Here is a 17,931-nt window from a genome sequence, read left to right as displayed (position 1 = left end):
TTTAAACATCAAAATCACATCAATGGGTTTGCGCCCAGCGTTACTTTTTCTGGGTTGCTCGTAAACTTGGTTTAAGATTGGTCGAAATTCGGACCAAGGAATGAAGGAATCAAGGTGAGGAAGAAAGCATTTTTGCTCAACCAAGCATACTTACCGTTTTTCCCAATCCCAGATTCCTTGCTGCCCCATGTTCAATCCAACTCTTTCTCCTATTTTCTCATTTATGTGGACAGACAGCAATTAATCGTGGTGCCCCTAGATTAAAGATTTAGGTACTTAATTCCTGAAAAGGTAGTGGGATTGGCAGAGCGGATGCTGCTAAAGACTACATCTCGACAGTCCCGCCGTTTGTACCCTCATTAACGTCCTGGGAAGGACACTTCATCCAGGCGGGGGAGTCCCGGTTTCGCAACCAACTGGAGGCGGGCGGGGTACTTGCGTCCGCCCCGGCTGGTGGAGAGCGTAGTGGGGGTTTCTTTGGGCGTGTCGCGGTCTCGGATCTCGACACTCACCCGGAGGCGGTTGGTAGTGTCATCCTCACGACGCACGCCTAGGGCCTTGAGCGGGTAGCGGGTGACGCAGATGTACCCGCCCGGTCGGGTCTCAGTCGTGGTACTCGTTGGCGGAACAGGACGACCCTGGGCATTGATGAGTTGCGGACCATCGCCGGGGAGGACCCGTTCATCCTGGACCGTAGCCCGCAGGTAGAGATCGTCCCCACTCACTAGGGCAACGAGTTGGGTGGCGAGGTCCGTGGTTCCCTGCCAATTGCGCTGGCCTGAGACGACTTGGTTACGGTTGAGTTGGATCACGGTACCGGGCCAAGGAGCACCCAGCGCGGGAATTTGCGCGACCTGCCCCGCCCTGAGTTCGTAATAGATGTGCTGATAGGTCTGCTGCTCGGCGGTAGAACGATCCGGGGCCTTACCCTTAGTCTGAGTCTCGATTACGAGACCCGTATTGAGGTTCAGATCCCGTTCGTGGGCGAAATCTAGGTCAAAAGTATCCATCTCACTCTCCGTGCGCCCAATCTGGAACCAGCCCCCTGCCTGATAGCGATAGCGGTCTGTGTAGGACCAACGGTTACGAGAGCCACCGTAGTGCTTGAGGATCAAAGCTCCCCGCACTATCGCCACCTCTTCAAAAGGTGCCCCGAAAATACCCCCCTCACTGCGCCTCAAAAGCGGCTCCGAGGTCATCACGGCGAGGGTAAAAGCCCGCCCTGTCCCCAGAGCCAAAACTAAAAAGCGCGGACTATCCCAACTCTCGGGAACGTCATCGCGCTCTTGGGGACTTTTGAGGACCAAGGCAACATCGGGGATCTGGTCCCGGTTGAGATCCCCCGTCGCTTGACCGAGGACCTGCCAACCTTGAGGGACGAGACCGGAGATACTCGTGGCGGCGGGGGGAACTGGGGGGGCGGCTTGGCCTAGAACTGGCCCCCCCAGCAAGCAGACGAGCGCGAGGAATTTTTTCATGTTGTCATTTTATTACGGACGACCCACGGCCCAACCTTTCCCCGCAACATTAGATTGACGACCGAGGGCGCGGCCTTGCCCGATGGCAATCCCCTGACCCTGGACTGTGCCCGTCCCTTTTTTCACCTGGACTTGACCGGCATCGCTGCGATAAACCACCGCGCCCGTCCCCGTCACCGCCCCATTGCCCCGGACCAGCCCTTGACCCTGGGCATAGCCCGTCCCGGCAACCCGGCCTGTACCCTGCACCGGATTAGCCGAAGCGAAAGGCGCGAAAATGAGGGGGAGGACCACAGTGAGCAACATCAATTTGTTCATGAACCTTTCCTTAACGCTGGATACCCTTTTAGACCGGAGGGGGGCGGGGCCTGTTCAAGGATTCTCTACGCTCAAGCGCAGGCTTAGCTACCTGCTCACCCCTAGCTGTAGAAAAGTAAACTGGAAAGGACCGTGCTGGAAGACAGGCGTGAAACCAGGACCAACCCGTAAAGTAGTCATCATCCCGCCCGAACAACTCCCGATGAACGAGTACGAGGAGTTGCGGGCCTCCTGGTTTTTCCATTGGGCGACCCTGGAACCGCGCCGCTACTGGGTGGGGATGGCCTTGGTCTGGTTGGGGGCTTGGCTCATTAGTGGTCCGGTGGCGAACTGGAGCTATCCCCCCCGGCGTTTGCCCTTGGAGTTTCTCTTGGCGGGTTCAGCCATGGCGAGCGGCTTTTTATTGTTAGTCGTAGCGCGGTTGTACCTGGGCTGGTCCTATATTTTTGACCGTTTGAACCGGGCCCAAGTGGACTACGAAGAGACGGGTGCCCACGACGGCGACCTCTGGGTGAAACCCGAAGAAGTGCTAGCGAAGGACCGCTTGGTCGTGGAATACCAACTCACTCCGTTACTCAAACGCTTGCGCTCGACCATTGCCCTAATTGGCCTGTTGGCGAGTGTGAACGGATTACTCTTTTGGCTCGCGCACTAATTAAGAAGTAAGCGGCCCCTCCGCCCCATACCCTGCCGGGCACAGGCGTGGTGGGGGACCAAGACAGAAGAGGGGAAGAGTAAGCGTCGGCTAGAGGACGGGGTGTAGTAAAAAATGCAACTATGCAAACAGCCGTTGAACCGGGTAGATTACTTACCCGTCCTCATGGTGAGCTTTAGTTGCACGTGGGGGCCATGCGCGGCCCCCACGGGTCGGAGGGAGCGTGAGGGTGGACTACCCTTACCGGCTGTTGAATCCAGCGCGAACCACTATCTCCAACGCACAAAACTCCCACCGCCTTCAACCCCCCAAGCTCATCAACAGCACCACATCGCGCTTCTGGATGATCTTCTTGCTTCTGGTACAGTGGGTACGGTGTCGCAGAGGCTCCAGTGCAGGCGCGACTGGCAGAGATTATTCAGCGTTTTGGTCAAGAGACCGCGCGAGTTTTGGTGGTAGGGGACCTGACCCTAGATGAATTTTTGACCGGAGCCGTCGAACGGATCTCCCGTGAAGCCCCCGTGGTCATCCTGCGCCATGAACAGACCTGCCAAATCCCCGGCGGAGCCGCCAATGCCCTCGCTAACCTCGCCAGCCTCGGCGTACAAACCGTCGCCCTGGGCGTATTAGGCGCGGACTTGCAAGGTCAGCAATTACGCCAACTCCTCGAAGACCGGGGCATCCTGACCACCCACCTCGTCACCGATGACACCCGGCCCACCGTGACAAAAACCCGGATTGCTGCCCACGCCCGCCAATCCGTCACCCAGCAAGTCGTGCGCGTAGACCGCAAATCAGACCTGCCCCTCGCCCTGAGCGTAGAAGCTGAACTCGTCGCCCAAATTCGTCATTGGGTGCCTCAGGTAGAACTGGTCATCTGCTCCGATTATTCCGAAGGCGTATTGACCCCAGCCGTCATCGCCGCCTGCCTAGCACACCCCCAGGTAATTGTAGATAGCCATCAGGACCTCAGCCGTTTCCATGGCGCACAACTCTTCACCCCCAATGTCCCAGAAGCAGAACTGGCCATAGGGTTTGCGATCCAGGATGCCCAGAGCCTAGAGCAAGCCGGGGCCGCCCTATTGACCCAGACCGGAGCCGAACAAATCCTCATTACCAGAGGCGAGGCCGGAATGAGCCTTTTTCTGAAGACAGGAGCGCATTTCGTCGTTCCGGCCTTCAACCGTACCCAGGTCTTTGATGTGACCGGGGCCGGGGATACGGTGGTGGCAGGACTGGTGGCGGCGCGGTTGAGTGGGGCACGGCCCGAGGAAGCAATGGTCCTGGGCAACCTCGCCGCCAGTATTGTCGTCCGCACCTTCGGGACCTGTACCACGAACCCCAAGGAACTCCTTCATTACCTAGAGCAGGTGACATGGACCCCGGACTGGACGAATTAATTGAGCAAGTCGCGGCGGACCCCCAGCACTGGCGGCCCCTAGTCTTGACCAATGGTTGCTTTGACCTGTTGCACGTCGGTCATGTGCGCTACTTGAGCCAAGCCAAGGCCCTAGGCCGGACCCTGGTGATTGGTCTCAATAGCGATCGCTCCGTCCGTACTCTCAAAGGCCCGACCCGGCCCGTGAACCTCCAAGCCCACCGCCAGGAAGTGTTGCTGGCCCTCAAAGCGGTGGATGCAGTAGTGATTTTTGCGGACCCGACGGCAGATGGTTTAATTACCGCTTTACGGCCCGATATCTATGTGAAGGGCGGCGACTATACATTAGACAAATTGCCCGAAGCCGTCACCGCCGCCCGAGTGGGCGCCAGGGTGGTCTTAGTCCCGGTGGAAATCCAGGTCTCGACCACCGAACTGCTGCGCCGGGGTGCGTCCTAACGTTGGATCGTGCTTGCTGACTGGTTAAACAAGAGTTCGCGGACCTGGGTGGGCGGGATGTTCTGGTCCTTGAATTCCTCAGCCCGGCTGTAGGCCCGTTGGGTGGCGGGGCGGGCTTGGATACTTTCAAACCAACGTTTGATCTGGGGAAAGGTGTCGAGTTGTTGGCCTTGACGTTCGTGGGGGACGATCCAGGGATAGGCCGCGATGTCCGCAATCGAGTAGGCCCCGCCGATGAATTCCCGGTCCTGGAGTTGGTGGTCTAGCACCGCGTAGAGCCGTCCGGTCTCATTGACATAACGGTTGATGGCATAGGGGATTTTTTCCGGCGCGTACTGGCTGAAATGGTGATTCTGACCCGCCATCGGACCCAGCCCCCCCATTTGCCAGAAGAGCCACTGGAGGACAACTACCCGCCCCGGTAGGTCCGTGGGCAGGAGTTGCCCAGTTTTTTCCGCGAGATAGAGCAGGATCGCCCCGGACTCGAAAACGGCAATGGATTCACCACCCGTAGCCGGGGCTTGGTCAAGCATGGCAGGGATGCGGTTGTTGGGCGCGATTTTGAGGAAGTCCGGCTGGAACTGGTCCCCTTTACCGATATTGACCGGGATCAGGCGGTAGGGTAGGCCCGTTTCTTCCAGGAACATCGTGATCTTGTGCCCGTTCGGGGTCGTCCAGTAGTAGAGGTCAATCATGATGGTTACTCCAGTGGGTTAGGCCAGTTGTCGTTCTTTGAGGGTCGGGTAATCGGTGTAGCCCGCCGCCCCGCCGCCATAAAACGTCGTCTCGTCCGGGGTGTTGAGGGGAGCTTGGGTCTGGAAGCGCACGGGGAGGTCGGGGTTGGCGATGAAGAGTTTACCGTAGGAGACCAAATCGGCGTTGCCCTGAGCGAGGACCGCATTGCCTTTGGCGAGGTCGTAGTCCCAGTTGACCATCAGCAGACCCTTAAAGATGGGCCGGAAGTAAGCGGTCGGGATGGCTGTACCGCCATGCCGTAGGTCGGATTCGCTGGGTTCCAGTAAGTGCAAGTAGGCCAGCCCAAAGCGGTTGAGTTGGTCCACCGCATAGCCAAAGGTCGCCTGGGGATTACTGTCCTGCATATCGTTAAAAGTAGAACTAGGCGAGAGGCGCACCCCCACCCGGTCAGCCCCCCAGACCCCCACCACGGCTTCGGTCACTTCTAGCAACAACCGGGCACGATTTTCCACCGGACCCCCGTAGCTATCAGTACGGTGGTTAGCCCCGTCGCGCAGGAACTGGTCGAGTAAATAACCGTTAGCCCCGTGGACCTCGACTCCATCAAACCCAGCAGCCAAGGCGTTAGCAGCCCCCCAGCGGTACTGTTCGACCATCGCGGGCATCTCGTCAAGCTCCAAGGCACGGGGTGTAACGAAAGGCTGCATTCCCTGGTAGGTCATCGCCTGACCCTGGGGCGCAATGGCACTGGGGGCGACAGGGAGGGCACCATCGGGTTGCAAAGAAGGGTGAGAGATCCGGCCCACGTGCCAGAGTTGCAAAAAGATCCGTCCGCCCTGCCGATGGACCGCCTCCGTCACCAACCGCCAACCCGCGACCTGTTCCGGTGCATAAATGCCGGGAGTCGCCGGATAGCCTAGGCCCTGGGGCGAAACTTGGCTCGCCTCGGTGATGAGCAAGCCAGCGGAGGCCCGCTGTTCGTAATAGGTCGCGTTCAAGGGACCAGGAACATTCCCCGCCCCGGCCCGGTTGCGGGTCAAAGGAGCCATGATGATCCGATTGGGGAGCGTATAGGGACCGAGTTGGATGGGCGCGAACAGATCCGACATCGCTGGACTCCGTGGTTGTTTGATTATTCGATAAAGTCGAACTATCAAACTATAAGCTAATTTATGCGACAATGCAAGGATGCGGCTACTTCATCACCCCGACAGCAAAGACATCGCCCTCCCCTCGGTCCTTTATGCCTTGGGCGACCCAGTGCGCCTAGAAATTGTCCGCAGACTAGACCAGGGCGAGTTAGCCTGTGCCCCACTCTGTGATGCCCTATTATCCCCAATTGCCAAATCCACCATGTCCCATCACTTCCGGGTCCTGCGCGAGTCCGGGGTAATTTTTTCACGTAAAGAAGGCACCCAACACCTCAATTCCCTCCGCCGCGAGGACCTAGACCAACGTTTTCCCGGTCTCCTCACCGCCATCCTGAGTGCGGACTCGGTTGGATAACCTCACAACGATCATCGGTCTCGTTTCAGCTTTAACAATATTTTTACTTGGTGGTTGCACTCCTCCGTTAGTGGCTTGGGCAAAGAGGGAGAAGCTCGCAGATTTTTTGTTAATGACTTTTGGAATGAAAGATTCAGCAAGTGTCCAGATGGATGGTATAAAGCTCGCATAGAATATTTTATAGGAGATGCTCAGATATACCAGCTCAGAGAGAAATATGTTTTGTTCGGGCCCATATGGTGCCAAACGCACACATTCTACCAACCAGTCTTTCTACCAACCAGTCTTTTTGTTCTACACCTTTATTTAAATCCTCCAGGTACGTTTGGAATTCTGCCGCTCTGTGATAACCCGCTCCATCCTGGATTAACTTTATCTTTTTATTTTTATAGATTTCTCTCAGGTGCTTGACGTAGGCAATTGCTGATTCTGTATTGGCAACTTTAAACTCTTTAAGGACGACGGTGCCTTGCCTTATATCTAAGTATCCATAATAGCTCTGTTTCTCATTTTCATTCTTCATGCTTACGCTAATACGTTGGTTTAAAGCAGCCCAAGTATATTCCTATGCATCTCTATGATGTAGATGACCTTCATCCTCCAGCAGTACCACAGTGTCACTGCTTTGGACTTCAGCCGACCATTGCTGGGCTAGGTCTGTGGGGGTAGGCGTGTAGGCTACTGCATCAACTCGCACAACTTTTGTTGCATATGGTGGCGGAGCTCCGGTAGGGGGTCCCCGTCGACAGAAAAAGGATATTTTCCCTCAAGTTCTACTGGCTGTAGCGCGATGTTCGGGACCTCTCCTAGTATTTATCCAAGGTTTCAGTCGTAACGAGCTTCCAGACAAACACAGGTAGGGCTTGACCCATGCGGTAAGCCCAGCCGGTGGCTATGTTTTCCACAGCGGGATTCCACCAGCGGTTCGAGTGGAAAACATAGCTCCCCGTGTCAAAAAAGCAAGATGAGATAAGAGACCGTCAGGACCACCGCCAGGATGAAGGACAGCCCCGCAAACATCATCAACCCGTAAGCAATGCCCACATCTAGTCCACCACAGGCCAGCCCGTCATTTTGTTCACGGGTTTGGTTGTAGCGTTCGTTTTCCCACTTGAATTCCTTGTTCTCCATGGCCCTAAACTGCTATTTTCCTTAACTGTACTGAAGGAGACTCGAATGAGAACACGGCTTCAAAATACTTAATACTCAGGGTTGTGCAGTATCAATTGTCTAATAGAAATAAAGGAGGCTTCCATGGCTGAGACACCCCAGGATTTATTGACCGCCCTCCAGGACCCTGATGAAGCTGTGCGGGCTGAGGCCACCCAGGAATTATGGCAGCACTGGTTTACCCAAAAGGGAGCCTGGGGACTCGCCCAACTCAGCCGCGCTCAGACCCATTGGGAGGCCGGTGAACTAGACCAAGCCGAAAAAGTCCTCACCAACTTGGTCCAAGACCAGCCCGATTTTGCCGAAGCCTGGAACCGCCGGGCAGTCCTCTACTATTTACAGGGACAATACCCCAGTGCCTTGCATGATTGTGAACGGGTGCTGGCCCTAGTACCCGTCCACTTCGGGGCACTCCACGGGCAGGGGCTATGTTATGCGGCCCTTGGTGAATATGCCCTAGCGATCCAGTCCTTCCGCCGTGCCCTAACGGTCCAACCCCACGCCTTGGTCAACCAGAAACTGATCCTGGAATGTACGGCATTGCTGAGCTAAAAACCTAAGCTTAGGTGAGTAACGAGGATGCAGGATGACCGCAGCGGCTGTTTTAGCTTTTTGGTTTGGCGAACCGGATGACGGCGGGTATCAATCCCGTACGGTATGGTTCACCAAGGACCCCAAGTTCGACGAGCAGGTCCGTCAATTCCTCCCGGTCTACCAGCAAGCGGCGGTGGGCGAGTTGGGCGACTGGCAACAGACCGCGCTAGGGAGCTTGGCCCTCATCTTGGTGCTAGACCAGTTCCCCCGCAATATGTTTCGTGATACCCCCCGCTCTTTTTGGACGGACCCCTTAGCCCTGACGGTGGCAAAACAAGCTGTAGCCCAAAGGTTAGACCAGCAACTCCCCTCACGCCAACGGATGTTTTTTTACCTACCCTTTGAACATAGTGAAAACCCCAACGACCAGGAACAGTGTGTAGCCCTCTTCAGTCACCTGGACGGCGATGAATTCCTAAAATCCACATTGGACTATGCCAAGCGACATCAGCAAGTGATTACCCAGTTTGGACGCTTCCCGCACCGCAACCGGATCTTGGACCGTCCCTCAACCCCAGCAGAGCTAGAATTCTTGCGTCAGCCCGGTTCCTCATTTTAAGAGGCCCCTCCGCCTTGCCCCTAAACCTTAGAGAGTGCGTCCACCATCAGCCCGTCCTGGACCCGAATCAGACGGCGGGTCTGGGCAGCTACTTCCGGTTCATGGGTGACAATGATGATTGTAATCCCCTGCTGGTTAAGCTCCGTCAAGAGGGCCATTACTTCTTGAGAGGTGCGGGTATCCAAGGCTCCCGTGGGTTCGTCAGCCAAGACCAAGGCGGGGCGGTTGACCAAGGCCCGGGCGATGGCGACGCGTTGTTGTTGGCCCCCGGAGAGTTGACTCGGACGGTTGGTCAGACGGTCGGCAAGTCCCACTTTAGTAAGAGCTTGGACCGCCCTTTCCTGCCGCTCGGACTTGGGAACATTGGCGTAGACCATCGGCAACATCACGTTTTCCAAAGCCGTGGACCGTGCCAATAGATTGAATTGTTGGAAAACAAAGCCGATGCGCTGATTGCGGATATAGGCTAAGTCGTCATCGTCCAAGGTGGTCAAATCGCGCCCCTCCAGCACATACCGCCCGGAGGTGGGACGGTCCAGACAGCCAATAATATTCATCAAGGTAGACTTACCGGACCCCGAGACCCCGACAATCGCTACATATTCGCCCTGGTTAATTGTCAGGTCAATCCCCTTGAGGACCGGAACATCCATCTCCCCCAACCGATAGGTCTTGGTCACTGCTGTGAGTTCAATCATCTCAATCACTCCTGAGGGCCACGATTGGGTCGAGACGGGCGGCATTACGCGCCGGGATCACCCCCGCCAACAAACCCACCACGACTGAGAGAACGAAGGCCACCACCACCGCCGTCGGGGAGATGACAAAGGGCAACTTTAAGCCTGTCGCCGCGCCTAGGGCAATCATAATCCCCAGCCCAATCCCAATCACGCCCCCCACCAAGGAGACCACCACCGCCTCAGCCAGAAACTGACCCAGGACTGCCCGCCGCGTCGCCCCCAAAGCCTTGCGGACCCCAATCTCGCGGGTGCGCTCCACCACCGAGACCAGCATGATATTGGCAATCCCAATCCCGCCCACGACGAGCGAAATCCCGCCAATCGCCACCACCAGCACGGTGAATAGACCCACCACTGTCCCCAGGGTACTGACGAGATCCACTTGGTTGGTCACGGTGAAATCATCCTCTTGGGGCGGGTAGATATCATGACGTAACCGGAGCAAATTCGTCACCTGGAATTGGGCAGCTTCCAAATCACTTTGGTTGCGGGCCTTGACCCAGAGGCCGTTGATGGCGACCCCACGGAGGGCGTTGTTGCCGACTAAGCGAGCCGCCATCGTCGAGAGTGGGATAAACACCCGGTCGTCATAGTCCACATTCGCCAACGCGCCCTTGGTTTGCATCACCCCGGTCACCAAGTAACGTTCACCTTGGATGCGGATTTTGGTCCCCGTACCCTGGCCCCCCGGTCCAAATAATCGCTCCGCCACCTTAGAACCCAGGACCACCACTCGTTCCGCCCCAGCCACCTCATTCTCGGTGAAAAAACGACCCGTCTCCGGCTGGTAACTCCGCACCAACGGATGGGCCACGTCGGTCCCGACCACGGTAGTCGAGGTATTGACGCCCTGGTAAACCAACTGGGCCGGTCGCAACAGAAAAGCCGTCACCCCTTGAGCGGCAAGAACCTGGGCTTGAATGGCTTGGGCATCGTCCCAGGTTAAGGTCGTGGCGGACCCGACAGCCTGATTGACATTCCCCGTCCGCGCCGCCCCTGCGAGAACCAAGAGGACATCGGTGCCTAGACTCTGGAACTGTTGCTCGGTGGCCTTCTGGACCCCTTGCCCGACAGCGGTAATCGCAATCACCGAGGCAATTCCAATCACGACCCCCAGCATGGTCAGCCCGGTACGCAGCCGATTACTCCAGAGACTTTCGACTGCCATAGATAGAGTTTCAAGGAAGGGGATGGAGCCTTTGGACATGGGGTGGTCAAGGTGGAATATTCCTATTGTGCAGGCTAGACCCAGGGCACAGGAGAGCGGATACACTGGGCATCAATACATTTGGGCGACCCGTGACGATCTCCGTGCAGTTTATTGAAGGGCTGGAAGAGACAATTAGTGAAGTGAGTTTACGCAAGCGGGCGACAACGAAAGTAGTGGTCTTAATTTTTGAACGGCTCCAGGCGATGGAGAAGCTGCGGAGCTTCACCCAGGGTTCCGATAGTCTCTGGTTGCGCGATGAAGAAGGCGAGATCCAAGTTTTCCCCAACGGGATGAAGTTCTTTTTTCGCAATGACGATGATCTAGCCAAGGTGGAATGTTCCTTTGAAGTCGGGTCCGATGAGATTTTAGAGCGGGTGATGCGCTTCTTAAATCGCTATGCTGAGGCCAATGGTTTCCAGTTCGGTTCGCGCTAATGCTGCCCGCCCGTACCCGGTTCCGCCAAGAGCTTGACCAGCCCCAGATCAATCTGGCGCGGGCGGCTCTTTTCATGGCCCAGGAGGAATACCCAGACCTTGACCCACAAACTTATCTCGACACCCTCGACACCATGGCCCAAGCCGTCCAAACCCAATTACCCGACGCGCCCTATCCCCTCCGGGTGATCCAGACCATCAACCGTTACCTCTACGACGAGTTGGGCTTTCAAGGCAATGAAACTGACTACTATGACCCGCGCAATAGTTTCTTCAATGAAGTGCTGGAGCGGCGCACGGGGATTCCCATTACCATGGCTCTGGTCTATCTAGAGATTGCTCAGCGCGTCGGCTTCCCGATGGTGGCGGTGGGGATGCCGGGGCATCTGCTCATCCGCCCGGACCTCCCGGAGGTGGATTTCTTTGTGGATGCTTTTCATCGAGGCGAGGTGTTGTTCCCAGAGGACTGTCAGGCCCGTCTGCGGCAGTGGTTCGGTCCCCAGGCAGCCCATATTCCTCGTGAACCCCTAGGAGCGCGCTTTTTTTTGTTGCGGATGCTCGCCAACCTCAAGGGCGTGTACCTTCACCGTCAGGACTTGGACCGGACCCTAGCAGCAGTAGAGCGGATGTTGTTGTTATTCTCGGACGCGCCTTTTGAGGTCCGCGACCGGGGAATTATTTATACTCGTCTCGGGCGGTGGCGAGAAGCTCTAGCTGACTTGGAGTACTACACGACGCAACTGCCCACCGCCCAGGATGCACCGATTGTGCGTGAGCTCCAGGACCAGTGCCGTCGCCAGTTATGGGAGGATCTGTTGCCGTGAATTTACCTTTTGTAAATAGTTGGGATTGGGTCTTGGCCCCGGTGGTCGTCCCCGGTACGGCTATCCCCCAAGACCCTGCCCTAGACCTAGATCCCGGCTCCCACGCCCGCATCCCCCCGCCTTGGCAGACTCGGGGCCAAGCCGCCCTAGAGTTCGCTCAGTTCCCGGTGGCGTTGGTCCAAGATCTCATCCCGCTGGATATCATCCAGACTTGGCCCGGTTATACCCTCGGGGTTGTGGGGTTCATCCACTACGACCAGACTCCGGTGGGTCCTTACAACGAGTTCATCATTGCCCCGGCCTTGGTCCGTCACGGCACGAACCTTTCATTCTGGGTGACGACGATGACCGTGGACTCGCCCGCTTCTCAAGTCAATGGACAGTCAAACTGGGGCTTACCGAAGACGTTGGGGACGTTGGATTATCACTGGGGGGAGCAGAGTTTCTTGATTAGCGGGACACAGGGAGATTTATTGAAGGCCAGTTACACCAATCCAACCCGCGATATCGTCAGCTTCCTCCCCGACCTACCCGTGCCGCCCTTGTCTTTTTCCCTACCGTTGCTGACCTACACCCGTGGCAAGTTCCGAGCAGCAACAGCAGACTTCCGAGGAGCGGGGCAGCTCATCTCGTGGCGCATGAGTGCCTTGGGGATCGACCCGCAGCCCTATCAACTTGTGGAGAGCCGGGAGACTTGGCTTGGGGTAGCTTTCTCGGAGTTCACCTTGACCTTGGGTGCACCGATTTAGCGGCCTAAGGGCATCCGGGTCAATTCATAAGGTACATAAACCACTCTAACCGTTCTTGGATCAGTCACGGCCTCAGCCGTTCAGTAATTCGACTTTGTTAAGTTCAACATAACCACCTTTTATGATTACCAACCTCGACCAGATGTTTCACCTGCGATTCATAGATCTCATCGCCACGACGGGCGAATTCTTCCCTGCTATATTGGGGCTTTTGAACTGTCATTGCTCCAATTACCCTGCACATTGCTCCCTTTACTGTAGCCTAGAGAGATGCTCACGGTCTAATGACCAAGCCGGAAACAGAGCGGCTAAATCTACTAGTTAGAAAGCAGCAACCCGAGAGAGCACGGATTCATAGTTTTCTTTTTTAAATAGGAAAGGGCCAACTCTCTCCACAAGATGAAGTACACGACCGCTGTCTATATCAGACAAAGCTTGCAGTGTAAACTTGGCAAGCGCATCACGGTTTGATTCAACGAAACCTCTTACAAAACCCCCCGTAAAGTCGGGATGCCCTCCATAAATCTTCACTAATGCGTGCAAAAGTGACTCCCCATCAATCAAAAAATCTGAGGAGGATCTTTCAGCAACTACCCAACCGTTGGAGGTGCTTCCCCGGCGGAATATTTGCTGATAGTCGAGATCAGAGGTTTTCATACCGCGATAACCCGAAGAGTGATTCGCCCCAACAAGAACAAGATTTCAGTTGTTCGCTCTTTTACCGCCTAACAACAGGCTATACCGCTTATATCATTTCAGCCCTAAGGTCTTAAATGATCTCACGCATCATGTACCGATTAATTTAAAAAACTGCTTCTGGTCGGGTGCGTAGCTCCAGGCTAGACCGTCGGGGTCTTGGCTCTGGGACCACTGCGGGAAATCAGCTTGGTTGCGATGGCGGACCAAGGTATGACGGCCTACGCCGAGCCGTTGGGCTAAAGCGGTAGCACTCAACCCGCCTTCGGGGAGGACGGGCTGGAGTTGAGCTTGGATGGTGGTCAACTGTTGGACCAAGGCTTGAACGGTCTGACTAAGGTGATCGCGGCTCTGGTGTTGTTGGACCAAGTAGGATTCTACCCCTGTGATCCGTTCACTGAGACTGCTCGCGGTCTGGGTCTGGTTGGTCTCCAGTTGCGCTAGCCGCTGGGTCAAGATTGCCATGAGATGGTCGCTGGTCTGCTCGACATAGCCCATGATCCGGCTGACGTGGGTGGCGACATGTTCCTCCACATGGCCTTCTAGATAGCTCGGAGACAGTTGGGGGGACTGTTCGAGGGTGGTGAGACGTTGGGCGAGGGTGTCCTCCGGCGGATGTAGTAATAGGACCAAGGCCGCCACGACGGCCTGGGTCAAATCCTGACCCGTGGTCCGCTGGTGTTGCTGGAGTCGGGCAAATAACTCTTCAGAGATCTCGACATCCAACCGTGCCATCCTTCACTCCCGTTTTTCGTCCAAGGTCAACGCCAGCCGTTTTGCCAAAACCGCAATCCACTGCAAATCCTGGGGCGTGAAACTGCGTTCCTGATTAGCACCCAGCACCAACACCCCCAGGTTCCCGAGAGGCTGACAAACGATGGCCTGCATTCCCATAGGTAAATAACTAAACTCAACGCGCCCTGGAAATAACTTCAGGGACACCAAGTACACAGGTTTTTGGGTTTGGAGGACCCGCTCGACGATCGGTCCGGTGATAAAGTCCTCCGTCGCCAGATAGCCCATGCGGAGCAAGACCCGCCCCTGGTCCCACACCAAAAGACTGACGGCGGCGGTATTAGTTAATAGACTCTCTCCCAACCACTGCAATTCCTGGGCCAGTTGAGGAGAGACCGGGGCTATTTCCGTACCCTGAGGCGCAGTTATGGTGATAGTTGCCGCTGTTACGGGTTGGGCAGGACGCGCCAGGATCCCGACCAGAACCAACACCGCCGCCATCATCAGTCCCAGGGCATCGGCGCGGGTCTGTTCTGGGGTGGGAGTCGCCAGCGTCCGGTTCAAGACCAATAGACCGCTGCCCAGGATACCAACGAGGAGGGGCAGGTTCTTCAACATCAACTATGCATCCGGGGTTGGGGGTAGAGAGTCCTAAGGATTTCTGCCTCCGCTGGGACTAATTCAGCCCACCGCGTCTGGACCACCACTTCAGGAAAATAGGTCAACGCCAAGGTCCAGTAGAGCCGTTGGTGCCTTTCCTCCGCCTGGGTCAGCCGTTGGTAGAGTTCGCGCAGGTCAGCGTCATCCACCGCCGCTGCCAGTAATCCCAACCGTTCATGACTCCGCGCCTCAATCAGGCCACAGACCAACAAACTATCCAATAACTGCGCTGGTTCCTGGCGACGGATGAGTTGTTGGAGGCGGCTTCCGTAGGGCGCGGCAGCCAGATTGCCCCAACGAATACCGCGCTGATCGAGCCTACGATTCACCCAGTCGTAATGTTGCAATTCCTCTTGGGCCAAGGGGATTAGGTCCTGGACAAGTTCGCGGTGGGCCGGATAGCGGTGCATGAGTTGGAGGGCGACCCGGGCGGCTTTCTTCTCACAGTGGGCATGGTCTAACAACAACACATCCAGATGGGCCAAAGCTTGCGTCAACCAGGCAGTTTGGGTCGGGACCAGTTCCATGGCTAGCGAAACATACTGCTGACTGAAGAATCTTCATGGATGCGCCAAATTGCCTCCCCGAGCAAGTTCGCCACCGACAGGACCCGTAACGCCTTGAACTGCTTATCATAAGGAACGGGGATCGTATTGCTCAAGATCACTTCCCTGAAGACCCCACTGGCAAGCCGTTCTGTCGCCTGTGGGGAGAAGACGGCGTGAGTGGCACAGGCGTAGACTTCCTTAGCTCCTGAAGCGAGTAAGGCCCGTCCCGCCTCCAGGATCGTCCCGGCGGTATCAATGATGTCGTCCACTAAGATCGCTGTCTTCCCCTTGACATCCCCGATTACGTTCATCGCCTCGGCCTCGTTATGCCCTTGGCGGCGTTTGTCCACGATGGCGAGGGGTGCATCATCTAAGCGTTTGGCGAGGGCACGGGCACGGGCTACTCCCCCCACATCGGGTGAGACCACCACCAAGCTCGCGAGGTCTAGGTGCTGGAGGTACTCCACCAAGACGGGACTGGCATAGATGTGGTCTACCGGGATATCGAAGTAGGCCTGGATTTGGGAGGAGTGTAAGTCCATGGCTAGGACCCGGTTCACCCCGGCTTCCGTCAGGATATTGGCGGTGAGTTTGGCCGTGATGGACTCACGACCCGAGGGCTTGCGGTCAGCCCGGGCATAGCCGTAGTAGGGCAGCACTGCCGTCACCTGCCTCGCTGATGCTCGTTTACAGGCATCAATCATGATCAACAGTTCCATCAAATGGTCGTTGACCGGGGGACAGGTGGGCTGGATCAAGTAGACATCGCAACCGCGCACCGATTCTTGGATCTGGACGTAAATCTCACCGTCCGCAAAGGTCTTACGGACCATGTTCCCCAGCGGAATGCCGAGGTAACGGGTGACTTCGAGGGCTAGTTCAGGATTGGCGGACCCGGAGAATACGCGTAAACGGTCGCCATGGTCAGCGTCAACACTAGCTTTGACGACGGTAGGAAGGAGTACCGAACGCACTAGACACCCTTATGATCGCCATAACAACTATATATCACGCACCTCTAGAATTCGGCCCACTACAGGTAGGTGTTTCCGCTAGTTCTCCGGCTGGGCAGGGGTCTTGAAGCGTTGGTAACTGAATGGTTCTAACTGGGGCGTGGGTCGTCTAGTGAGACTGTCGGCGAGGAGGCGAGCGGTCTGGGGACTGAGGAGAATCCCGTTACGGTGATGCCCCAAGGCAAGCTGGAGGTTGGGGTAGGGGCCAAGACCGAGGATGGGGCTGTGGTCCGGGGTCGTGGGTCGGTAGCCGTACCAAGTTTCGAGGATGGGCCAGTCTAAAGCCTCTGGGAGGAGTTGACCCAGGCGGGTCCGCAGTGATTGCAAGCCGATTGGGGTCGTCTCAGGAGTGAAACCCACGTCTTCCTCGGTAGCTCCAACGATGAGTTTCCCTTCCCGGCGCGGCACAAGATAGATCCCAGGACCGAAGACAACGACGGATAGACGATGGCGGGGCATCTGGAGAGCCATCATCTGACCCTTGAGCGGAAAAATTGGCAACCCTAGTAATGCTGCTGCCCAACTCCCGGTACAGAGGACGTACTGGTCCGCTGACCAATTACCCTGGTCAGTTTTGAGGGCGTGGATTTGACCGTCTTGAATAATTAACTGCTCAACTTGGACGGGGTGAATCGGGACCCCCAACTGTCCACAGACCAACATAAGGACGGTCAATAAGCGGCGGGGGTCTACCTGAGCATCCCGTGGGAACCAAGCCGCTCCAGTAAATTGTGGGTCCAACTGGGGCAAAATTTGCTCGACCTGTGCCCGATTCCACCCATCAATCCCCTGAGGACGGACAGGGCGGGGGCTCAAAATACCCGAGGGCCAGTAGCCAATCTCTGCTTGTTGACTCAGATACGCTAACTTCTCACTCCAGGCAGGCCAAAGCTCCCGACTCTGTAAGGCCAAGGTCCGCAGGGGACCGGGGGCCAGACCCTCAGCTTCCGGGGCCAACATCCCCGCCGCTGCCCGAGTCGCCATCCCGGTCCGCGCGGTATCTAGCACCTGAACCGCACAGCCCCGGAGCTTGAGTTCGATAGCGAGGGACAACCCAATGACCCCACCGCCCAGGATTAAGACATCCATAACTATCTCGCACCACTAAATCATTGTCGGTTAGGGAACTTCCTCAATCCAGCGACCATCAGGCAAGGTACTCAGGCGTTCCTCTAAACTACCAGGGTCCCCAATCACCGTCCCATTCCAGAAGAGTTCGAGGACCACGACTTCTTTAATCCCTGCCGGTAGGGGTTCGAGGGGGTCCATGTCGCGGATAGTCTCAGCGGCAAGTTCAGCGACAGCAGGCGGGGTGCTGCTGCTCTCGGGTAAAACTTCGGCTTCGCGGATCTGCCCATCCGGGGCAATCACGTAGCGCACAATCGTGTATTCGTCTGGATTGACCCTGGAGAAATAGAGGTCGTGGTACTGCCGGATCTTCCAGGAGAGGTAATCAGAGTAGGAGCGCGGTAGCCCCTTGGCTTGTTGGGCGGGGGCGGCGGACTGGGG

At 56.6% G+C, this 17,931-nt stretch carries 23 protein-coding genes and 1 pseudogene; 9 read left to right on the top strand and 15 right to left on the bottom strand.

Going from position 1 to position 17,931, the window contains the following annotated elements:
* Positions 1-359: 359 nt before the first annotated feature.
* Positions 360-1,478: a hypothetical protein gene (locus HFM78_RS13350; protein WP_287129942.1), complete on the bottom strand. Its 1,119-nt coding sequence runs from the start codon at positions 1,476-1,478 to the stop codon at positions 360-362.
* A 12-nt stretch (positions 1,479-1,490) separates the two neighbouring features.
* Entirely contained in the window at positions 1,491-1,796 is a 306-nt protein-coding gene (locus HFM78_RS13345) for a hypothetical protein (RefSeq protein ID WP_287129941.1), read from the bottom strand.
* A 148-nt stretch (positions 1,797-1,944) separates the two neighbouring features.
* Between HFM78_RS13345 and HFM78_RS13340 the strand changes: the two genes are divergently transcribed.
* From HFM78_RS13340 to HFM78_RS13330, 3 genes are all read left to right on the top strand, one after another.
* On the top strand, positions 1,945-2,451 hold the full coding sequence (locus HFM78_RS13340) for a CGLD27 family protein (RefSeq protein WP_287129940.1): 507 nt from the start codon (positions 1,945-1,947) through the stop codon (positions 2,449-2,451).
* Between the two features lie 392 nt (positions 2,452-2,843).
* On the top strand, positions 2,844-3,851 hold the full coding sequence (locus tag HFM78_RS13335; protein ID WP_287129939.1) for a bifunctional heptose 7-phosphate kinase/heptose 1-phosphate adenyltransferase: 1,008 nt from the start codon (positions 2,844-2,846) through the stop codon (positions 3,849-3,851).
* A complete protein-coding gene (locus tag HFM78_RS13330; protein ID WP_287129938.1) occupies positions 3,827-4,288 on the top strand; it encodes an adenylyltransferase/cytidyltransferase family protein in 462 nt (153 codons plus the stop codon). The genes HFM78_RS13335 and HFM78_RS13330 overlap by 25 nt, the downstream gene beginning before the upstream one ends.
* Here HFM78_RS13330 and HFM78_RS13325 read toward each other — a convergent pair.
* Together HFM78_RS13325 and HFM78_RS13320 are read right to left on the bottom strand one after the other, a co-directional pair.
* Positions 4,285-4,983, bottom strand: a complete 699-nt coding sequence (locus tag HFM78_RS13325; protein WP_287129937.1) for a glutathione S-transferase N-terminal domain-containing protein — start codon at positions 4,981-4,983, stop codon at positions 4,285-4,287. The two genes, HFM78_RS13330 and HFM78_RS13325, sit on opposite strands and share 4 nt — an antisense overlap.
* Before the next feature lie 18 nt (positions 4,984-5,001).
* Positions 5,002-6,093 (bottom strand): alkene reductase, encoded by a 1,092-nt coding sequence (locus tag HFM78_RS13320; protein WP_287129936.1) that lies wholly within the window; start codon positions 6,091-6,093, stop codon positions 5,002-5,004.
* A 79-nt stretch (positions 6,094-6,172) separates the two neighbouring features.
* On the opposite strand from HFM78_RS13320, the gene HFM78_RS13315 reads away from it, so the two are divergent.
* Positions 6,173-6,490, top strand: a complete 318-nt coding sequence (locus HFM78_RS13315; RefSeq protein ID WP_287129935.1) for a helix-turn-helix transcriptional regulator — start codon at positions 6,173-6,175, stop codon at positions 6,488-6,490.
* A gap of 205 nt (positions 6,491-6,695) precedes the next feature.
* Here HFM78_RS13315 and HFM78_RS13310 read toward each other — a convergent pair.
* Positions 6,696-7,040: pseudogene (locus tag HFM78_RS13310) on the bottom strand (transposase); the annotation flags it as partial.
* 401 nt (positions 7,041-7,441) lie between these two features.
* Entirely contained in the window at positions 7,442-7,621 is a 180-nt protein-coding gene (locus HFM78_RS13305) for a hypothetical protein (RefSeq protein WP_287129934.1), read from the bottom strand.
* Positions 7,622-7,744: 123 nt separating this feature from the next.
* Between HFM78_RS13305 and HFM78_RS13300 the strand changes: the two genes are divergently transcribed.
* Together HFM78_RS13300 and HFM78_RS13295 are read left to right on the top strand one after the other, a co-directional pair.
* A complete protein-coding gene (locus tag HFM78_RS13300) occupies positions 7,745-8,212 on the top strand; it encodes a tetratricopeptide repeat protein (RefSeq protein WP_287129933.1) in 468 nt (155 codons plus the stop codon).
* A 34-nt stretch (positions 8,213-8,246) separates the two neighbouring features.
* Positions 8,247-8,813, top strand: coding sequence for a DUF924 family protein (locus HFM78_RS13295; protein ID WP_287129932.1), 567 nt, complete (start codon positions 8,247-8,249; stop codon positions 8,811-8,813).
* A gap of 20 nt (positions 8,814-8,833) precedes the next feature.
* Here HFM78_RS13295 and HFM78_RS13290 read toward each other — a convergent pair whose 3' ends face one another.
* Complete coding sequence (locus HFM78_RS13290; protein WP_287129931.1) at positions 8,834-9,511, bottom strand: ABC transporter ATP-binding protein; 678 nt, start codon at positions 9,509-9,511, stop codon at positions 8,834-8,836.
* A gap of 1 nt (position 9,512) precedes the next feature.
* The gene (locus tag HFM78_RS13285) at positions 9,513-10,760 is read right to left on the bottom strand and encodes an ABC transporter permease (RefSeq protein ID WP_287129930.1); all 1,248 of its coding nucleotides are present in this window, start codon (positions 10,758-10,760) and stop codon (positions 9,513-9,515) included.
* A gap of 92 nt (positions 10,761-10,852) precedes the next feature.
* On the opposite strand from HFM78_RS13285, the gene psb28 reads away from it, so the two are divergent.
* Genes psb28 through HFM78_RS13270 form a run of 3 tightly spaced genes read left to right on the top strand, consistent with a single transcriptional unit; the run spans position 10,853 to position 12,770 of the window.
* On the top strand, positions 10,853-11,197 hold the full coding sequence (gene psb28 / locus HFM78_RS13280; protein WP_287129929.1) for a photosystem II reaction center protein Psb28: 345 nt from the start codon (positions 10,853-10,855) through the stop codon (positions 11,195-11,197).
* Positions 11,197-12,021 (top strand): SirB1 family protein, encoded by an 825-nt coding sequence (locus HFM78_RS13275; RefSeq protein WP_287129928.1) that lies wholly within the window; start codon positions 11,197-11,199, stop codon positions 12,019-12,021. Before psb28 ends, HFM78_RS13275 begins: the two co-directional genes overlap by 1 nt.
* Complete coding sequence (locus HFM78_RS13270; protein WP_287129927.1) at positions 12,018-12,770, top strand: acetoacetate decarboxylase family protein; 753 nt, start codon at positions 12,018-12,020, stop codon at positions 12,768-12,770. The genes HFM78_RS13275 and HFM78_RS13270 overlap by 4 nt, the downstream gene beginning before the upstream one ends.
* Before the next feature lie 321 nt (positions 12,771-13,091).
* Here the strand turns inward: HFM78_RS13270 and HFM78_RS13265 are convergent, their stop codons facing one another.
* From HFM78_RS13265 to HFM78_RS13235, 7 genes are all read right to left on the bottom strand, one after another.
* The gene (locus HFM78_RS13265; RefSeq protein ID WP_287129926.1) at positions 13,092-13,427 is read right to left on the bottom strand and encodes a hypothetical protein; all 336 of its coding nucleotides are present in this window, start codon (positions 13,425-13,427) and stop codon (positions 13,092-13,094) included.
* 129 nt (positions 13,428-13,556) lie between these two features.
* The gene (locus HFM78_RS13260) at positions 13,557-14,201 is read right to left on the bottom strand and encodes a hypothetical protein (RefSeq protein ID WP_287129925.1); all 645 of its coding nucleotides are present in this window, start codon (positions 14,199-14,201) and stop codon (positions 13,557-13,559) included.
* Between the two features lie 3 nt (positions 14,202-14,204).
* Positions 14,205-14,819 carry a cofactor assembly of complex C subunit B gene (locus HFM78_RS13255; protein ID WP_287129924.1) on the bottom strand — a complete coding sequence of 205 codons (615 nt, stop codon included), beginning with the start codon at positions 14,817-14,819 and terminating at the stop codon, positions 14,205-14,207.
* Positions 14,819-15,388, bottom strand: a complete 570-nt coding sequence (locus HFM78_RS13250) for a tRNA-(ms[2]io[6]A)-hydroxylase (RefSeq protein ID WP_287129923.1) — start codon at positions 15,386-15,388, stop codon at positions 14,819-14,821. Before HFM78_RS13250 ends, HFM78_RS13255 begins: the two co-directional genes overlap by 1 nt.
* Before the next feature lie 2 nt (positions 15,389-15,390).
* Positions 15,391-16,383, bottom strand: coding sequence for a ribose-phosphate pyrophosphokinase (locus HFM78_RS13245; protein WP_287129922.1), 993 nt, complete (start codon positions 16,381-16,383; stop codon positions 15,391-15,393).
* A gap of 78 nt (positions 16,384-16,461) precedes the next feature.
* Positions 16,462-17,511, bottom strand: a complete 1,050-nt coding sequence (thiO, locus tag HFM78_RS13240) for a glycine oxidase ThiO (protein WP_287129921.1) — start codon at positions 17,509-17,511, stop codon at positions 16,462-16,464.
* Between the two features lie 30 nt (positions 17,512-17,541).
* Positions 17,542-17,931 (bottom strand): hypothetical protein (locus tag HFM78_RS13235; RefSeq protein ID WP_287129920.1); only part of this gene is annotated, 390 nt, incomplete at its 5' end.

Source organism: Candidatus Cyanaurora vandensis, assembly GCF_013285555.1.
GTDB lineage: Bacteria > Cyanobacteriota > Cyanobacteriia > Gloeobacterales > Anthocerotibacteraceae > Cyanaurora > Cyanaurora vandensis.
Note: the sequence above shows the minus strand (reverse complement) of the source record. Positions and strands in the feature narration are given on the sequence as shown.

Bases quoted from the DNA above. Each gene is read 5' to 3' on its own strand.
- HFM78_RS13330 (WP_287129938.1), top strand. From the start codon at position 3,827: ATGGACCCCGGACTGGACGAATTAATTGAGCAAGTCGCGGCGGACCCC.
- HFM78_RS13255 (WP_287129924.1), bottom strand. From the start codon at position 14,819: ATGTTGAAGAACCTGCCCCTCCTCGTTGGTATCCTGGGCAGCGGTCTA.
- HFM78_RS13295 (WP_287129932.1), top strand. From the start codon at position 8,247: ATGACCGCAGCGGCTGTTTTAGCTTTTTGGTTTGGCGAACCGGATGAC.
- HFM78_RS13290 (WP_287129931.1), bottom strand. From the start codon at position 9,511: ATGATTGAACTCACAGCAGTGACCAAGACCTATCGGTTGGGGGAGATG.
- HFM78_RS13320 (WP_287129936.1), bottom strand. From the start codon at position 6,093: ATGTCGGATCTGTTCGCGCCCATCCAACTCGGTCCCTATACGCTCCCC.
- HFM78_RS13315 (WP_287129935.1), top strand. From the start codon at position 6,173: ATGCGGCTACTTCATCACCCCGACAGCAAAGACATCGCCCTCCCCTCG.
- HFM78_RS13250 (WP_287129923.1), bottom strand. From the start codon at position 15,388: ATGGAACTGGTCCCGACCCAAACTGCCTGGTTGACGCAAGCTTTGGCC.
- HFM78_RS13260 (WP_287129925.1), bottom strand. From the start codon at position 14,201: ATGGCACGGTTGGATGTCGAGATCTCTGAAGAGTTATTTGCCCGACTC.
- HFM78_RS13285 (WP_287129930.1), bottom strand. From the start codon at position 10,760: ATGTCCAAAGGCTCCATCCCCTTCCTTGAAACTCTATCTATGGCAGTC.
- HFM78_RS13325 (WP_287129937.1), bottom strand. From the start codon at position 4,983: ATGATTGACCTCTACTACTGGACGACCCCGAACGGGCACAAGATCACG.
- HFM78_RS13265 (WP_287129926.1), bottom strand. From the start codon at position 13,427: ATGAAAACCTCTGATCTCGACTATCAGCAAATATTCCGCCGGGGAAGC.
- HFM78_RS13350 (WP_287129942.1), bottom strand. From the start codon at position 1,478: ATGAAAAAATTCCTCGCGCTCGTCTGCTTGCTGGGGGGGCCAGTTCTA.
- HFM78_RS13300 (WP_287129933.1), top strand. From the start codon at position 7,745: ATGGCTGAGACACCCCAGGATTTATTGACCGCCCTCCAGGACCCTGAT.
- HFM78_RS13305 (WP_287129934.1), bottom strand. From the start codon at position 7,621: ATGGAGAACAAGGAATTCAAGTGGGAAAACGAACGCTACAACCAAACC.
- thiO (WP_287129921.1), bottom strand. From the start codon at position 17,511: ATGGATGTCTTAATCCTGGGCGGTGGGGTCATTGGGTTGTCCCTCGCT.
- HFM78_RS13345 (WP_287129941.1), bottom strand. From the start codon at position 1,796: ATGAACAAATTGATGTTGCTCACTGTGGTCCTCCCCCTCATTTTCGCG.
- HFM78_RS13275 (WP_287129928.1), top strand. From the start codon at position 11,197: ATGCTGCCCGCCCGTACCCGGTTCCGCCAAGAGCTTGACCAGCCCCAG.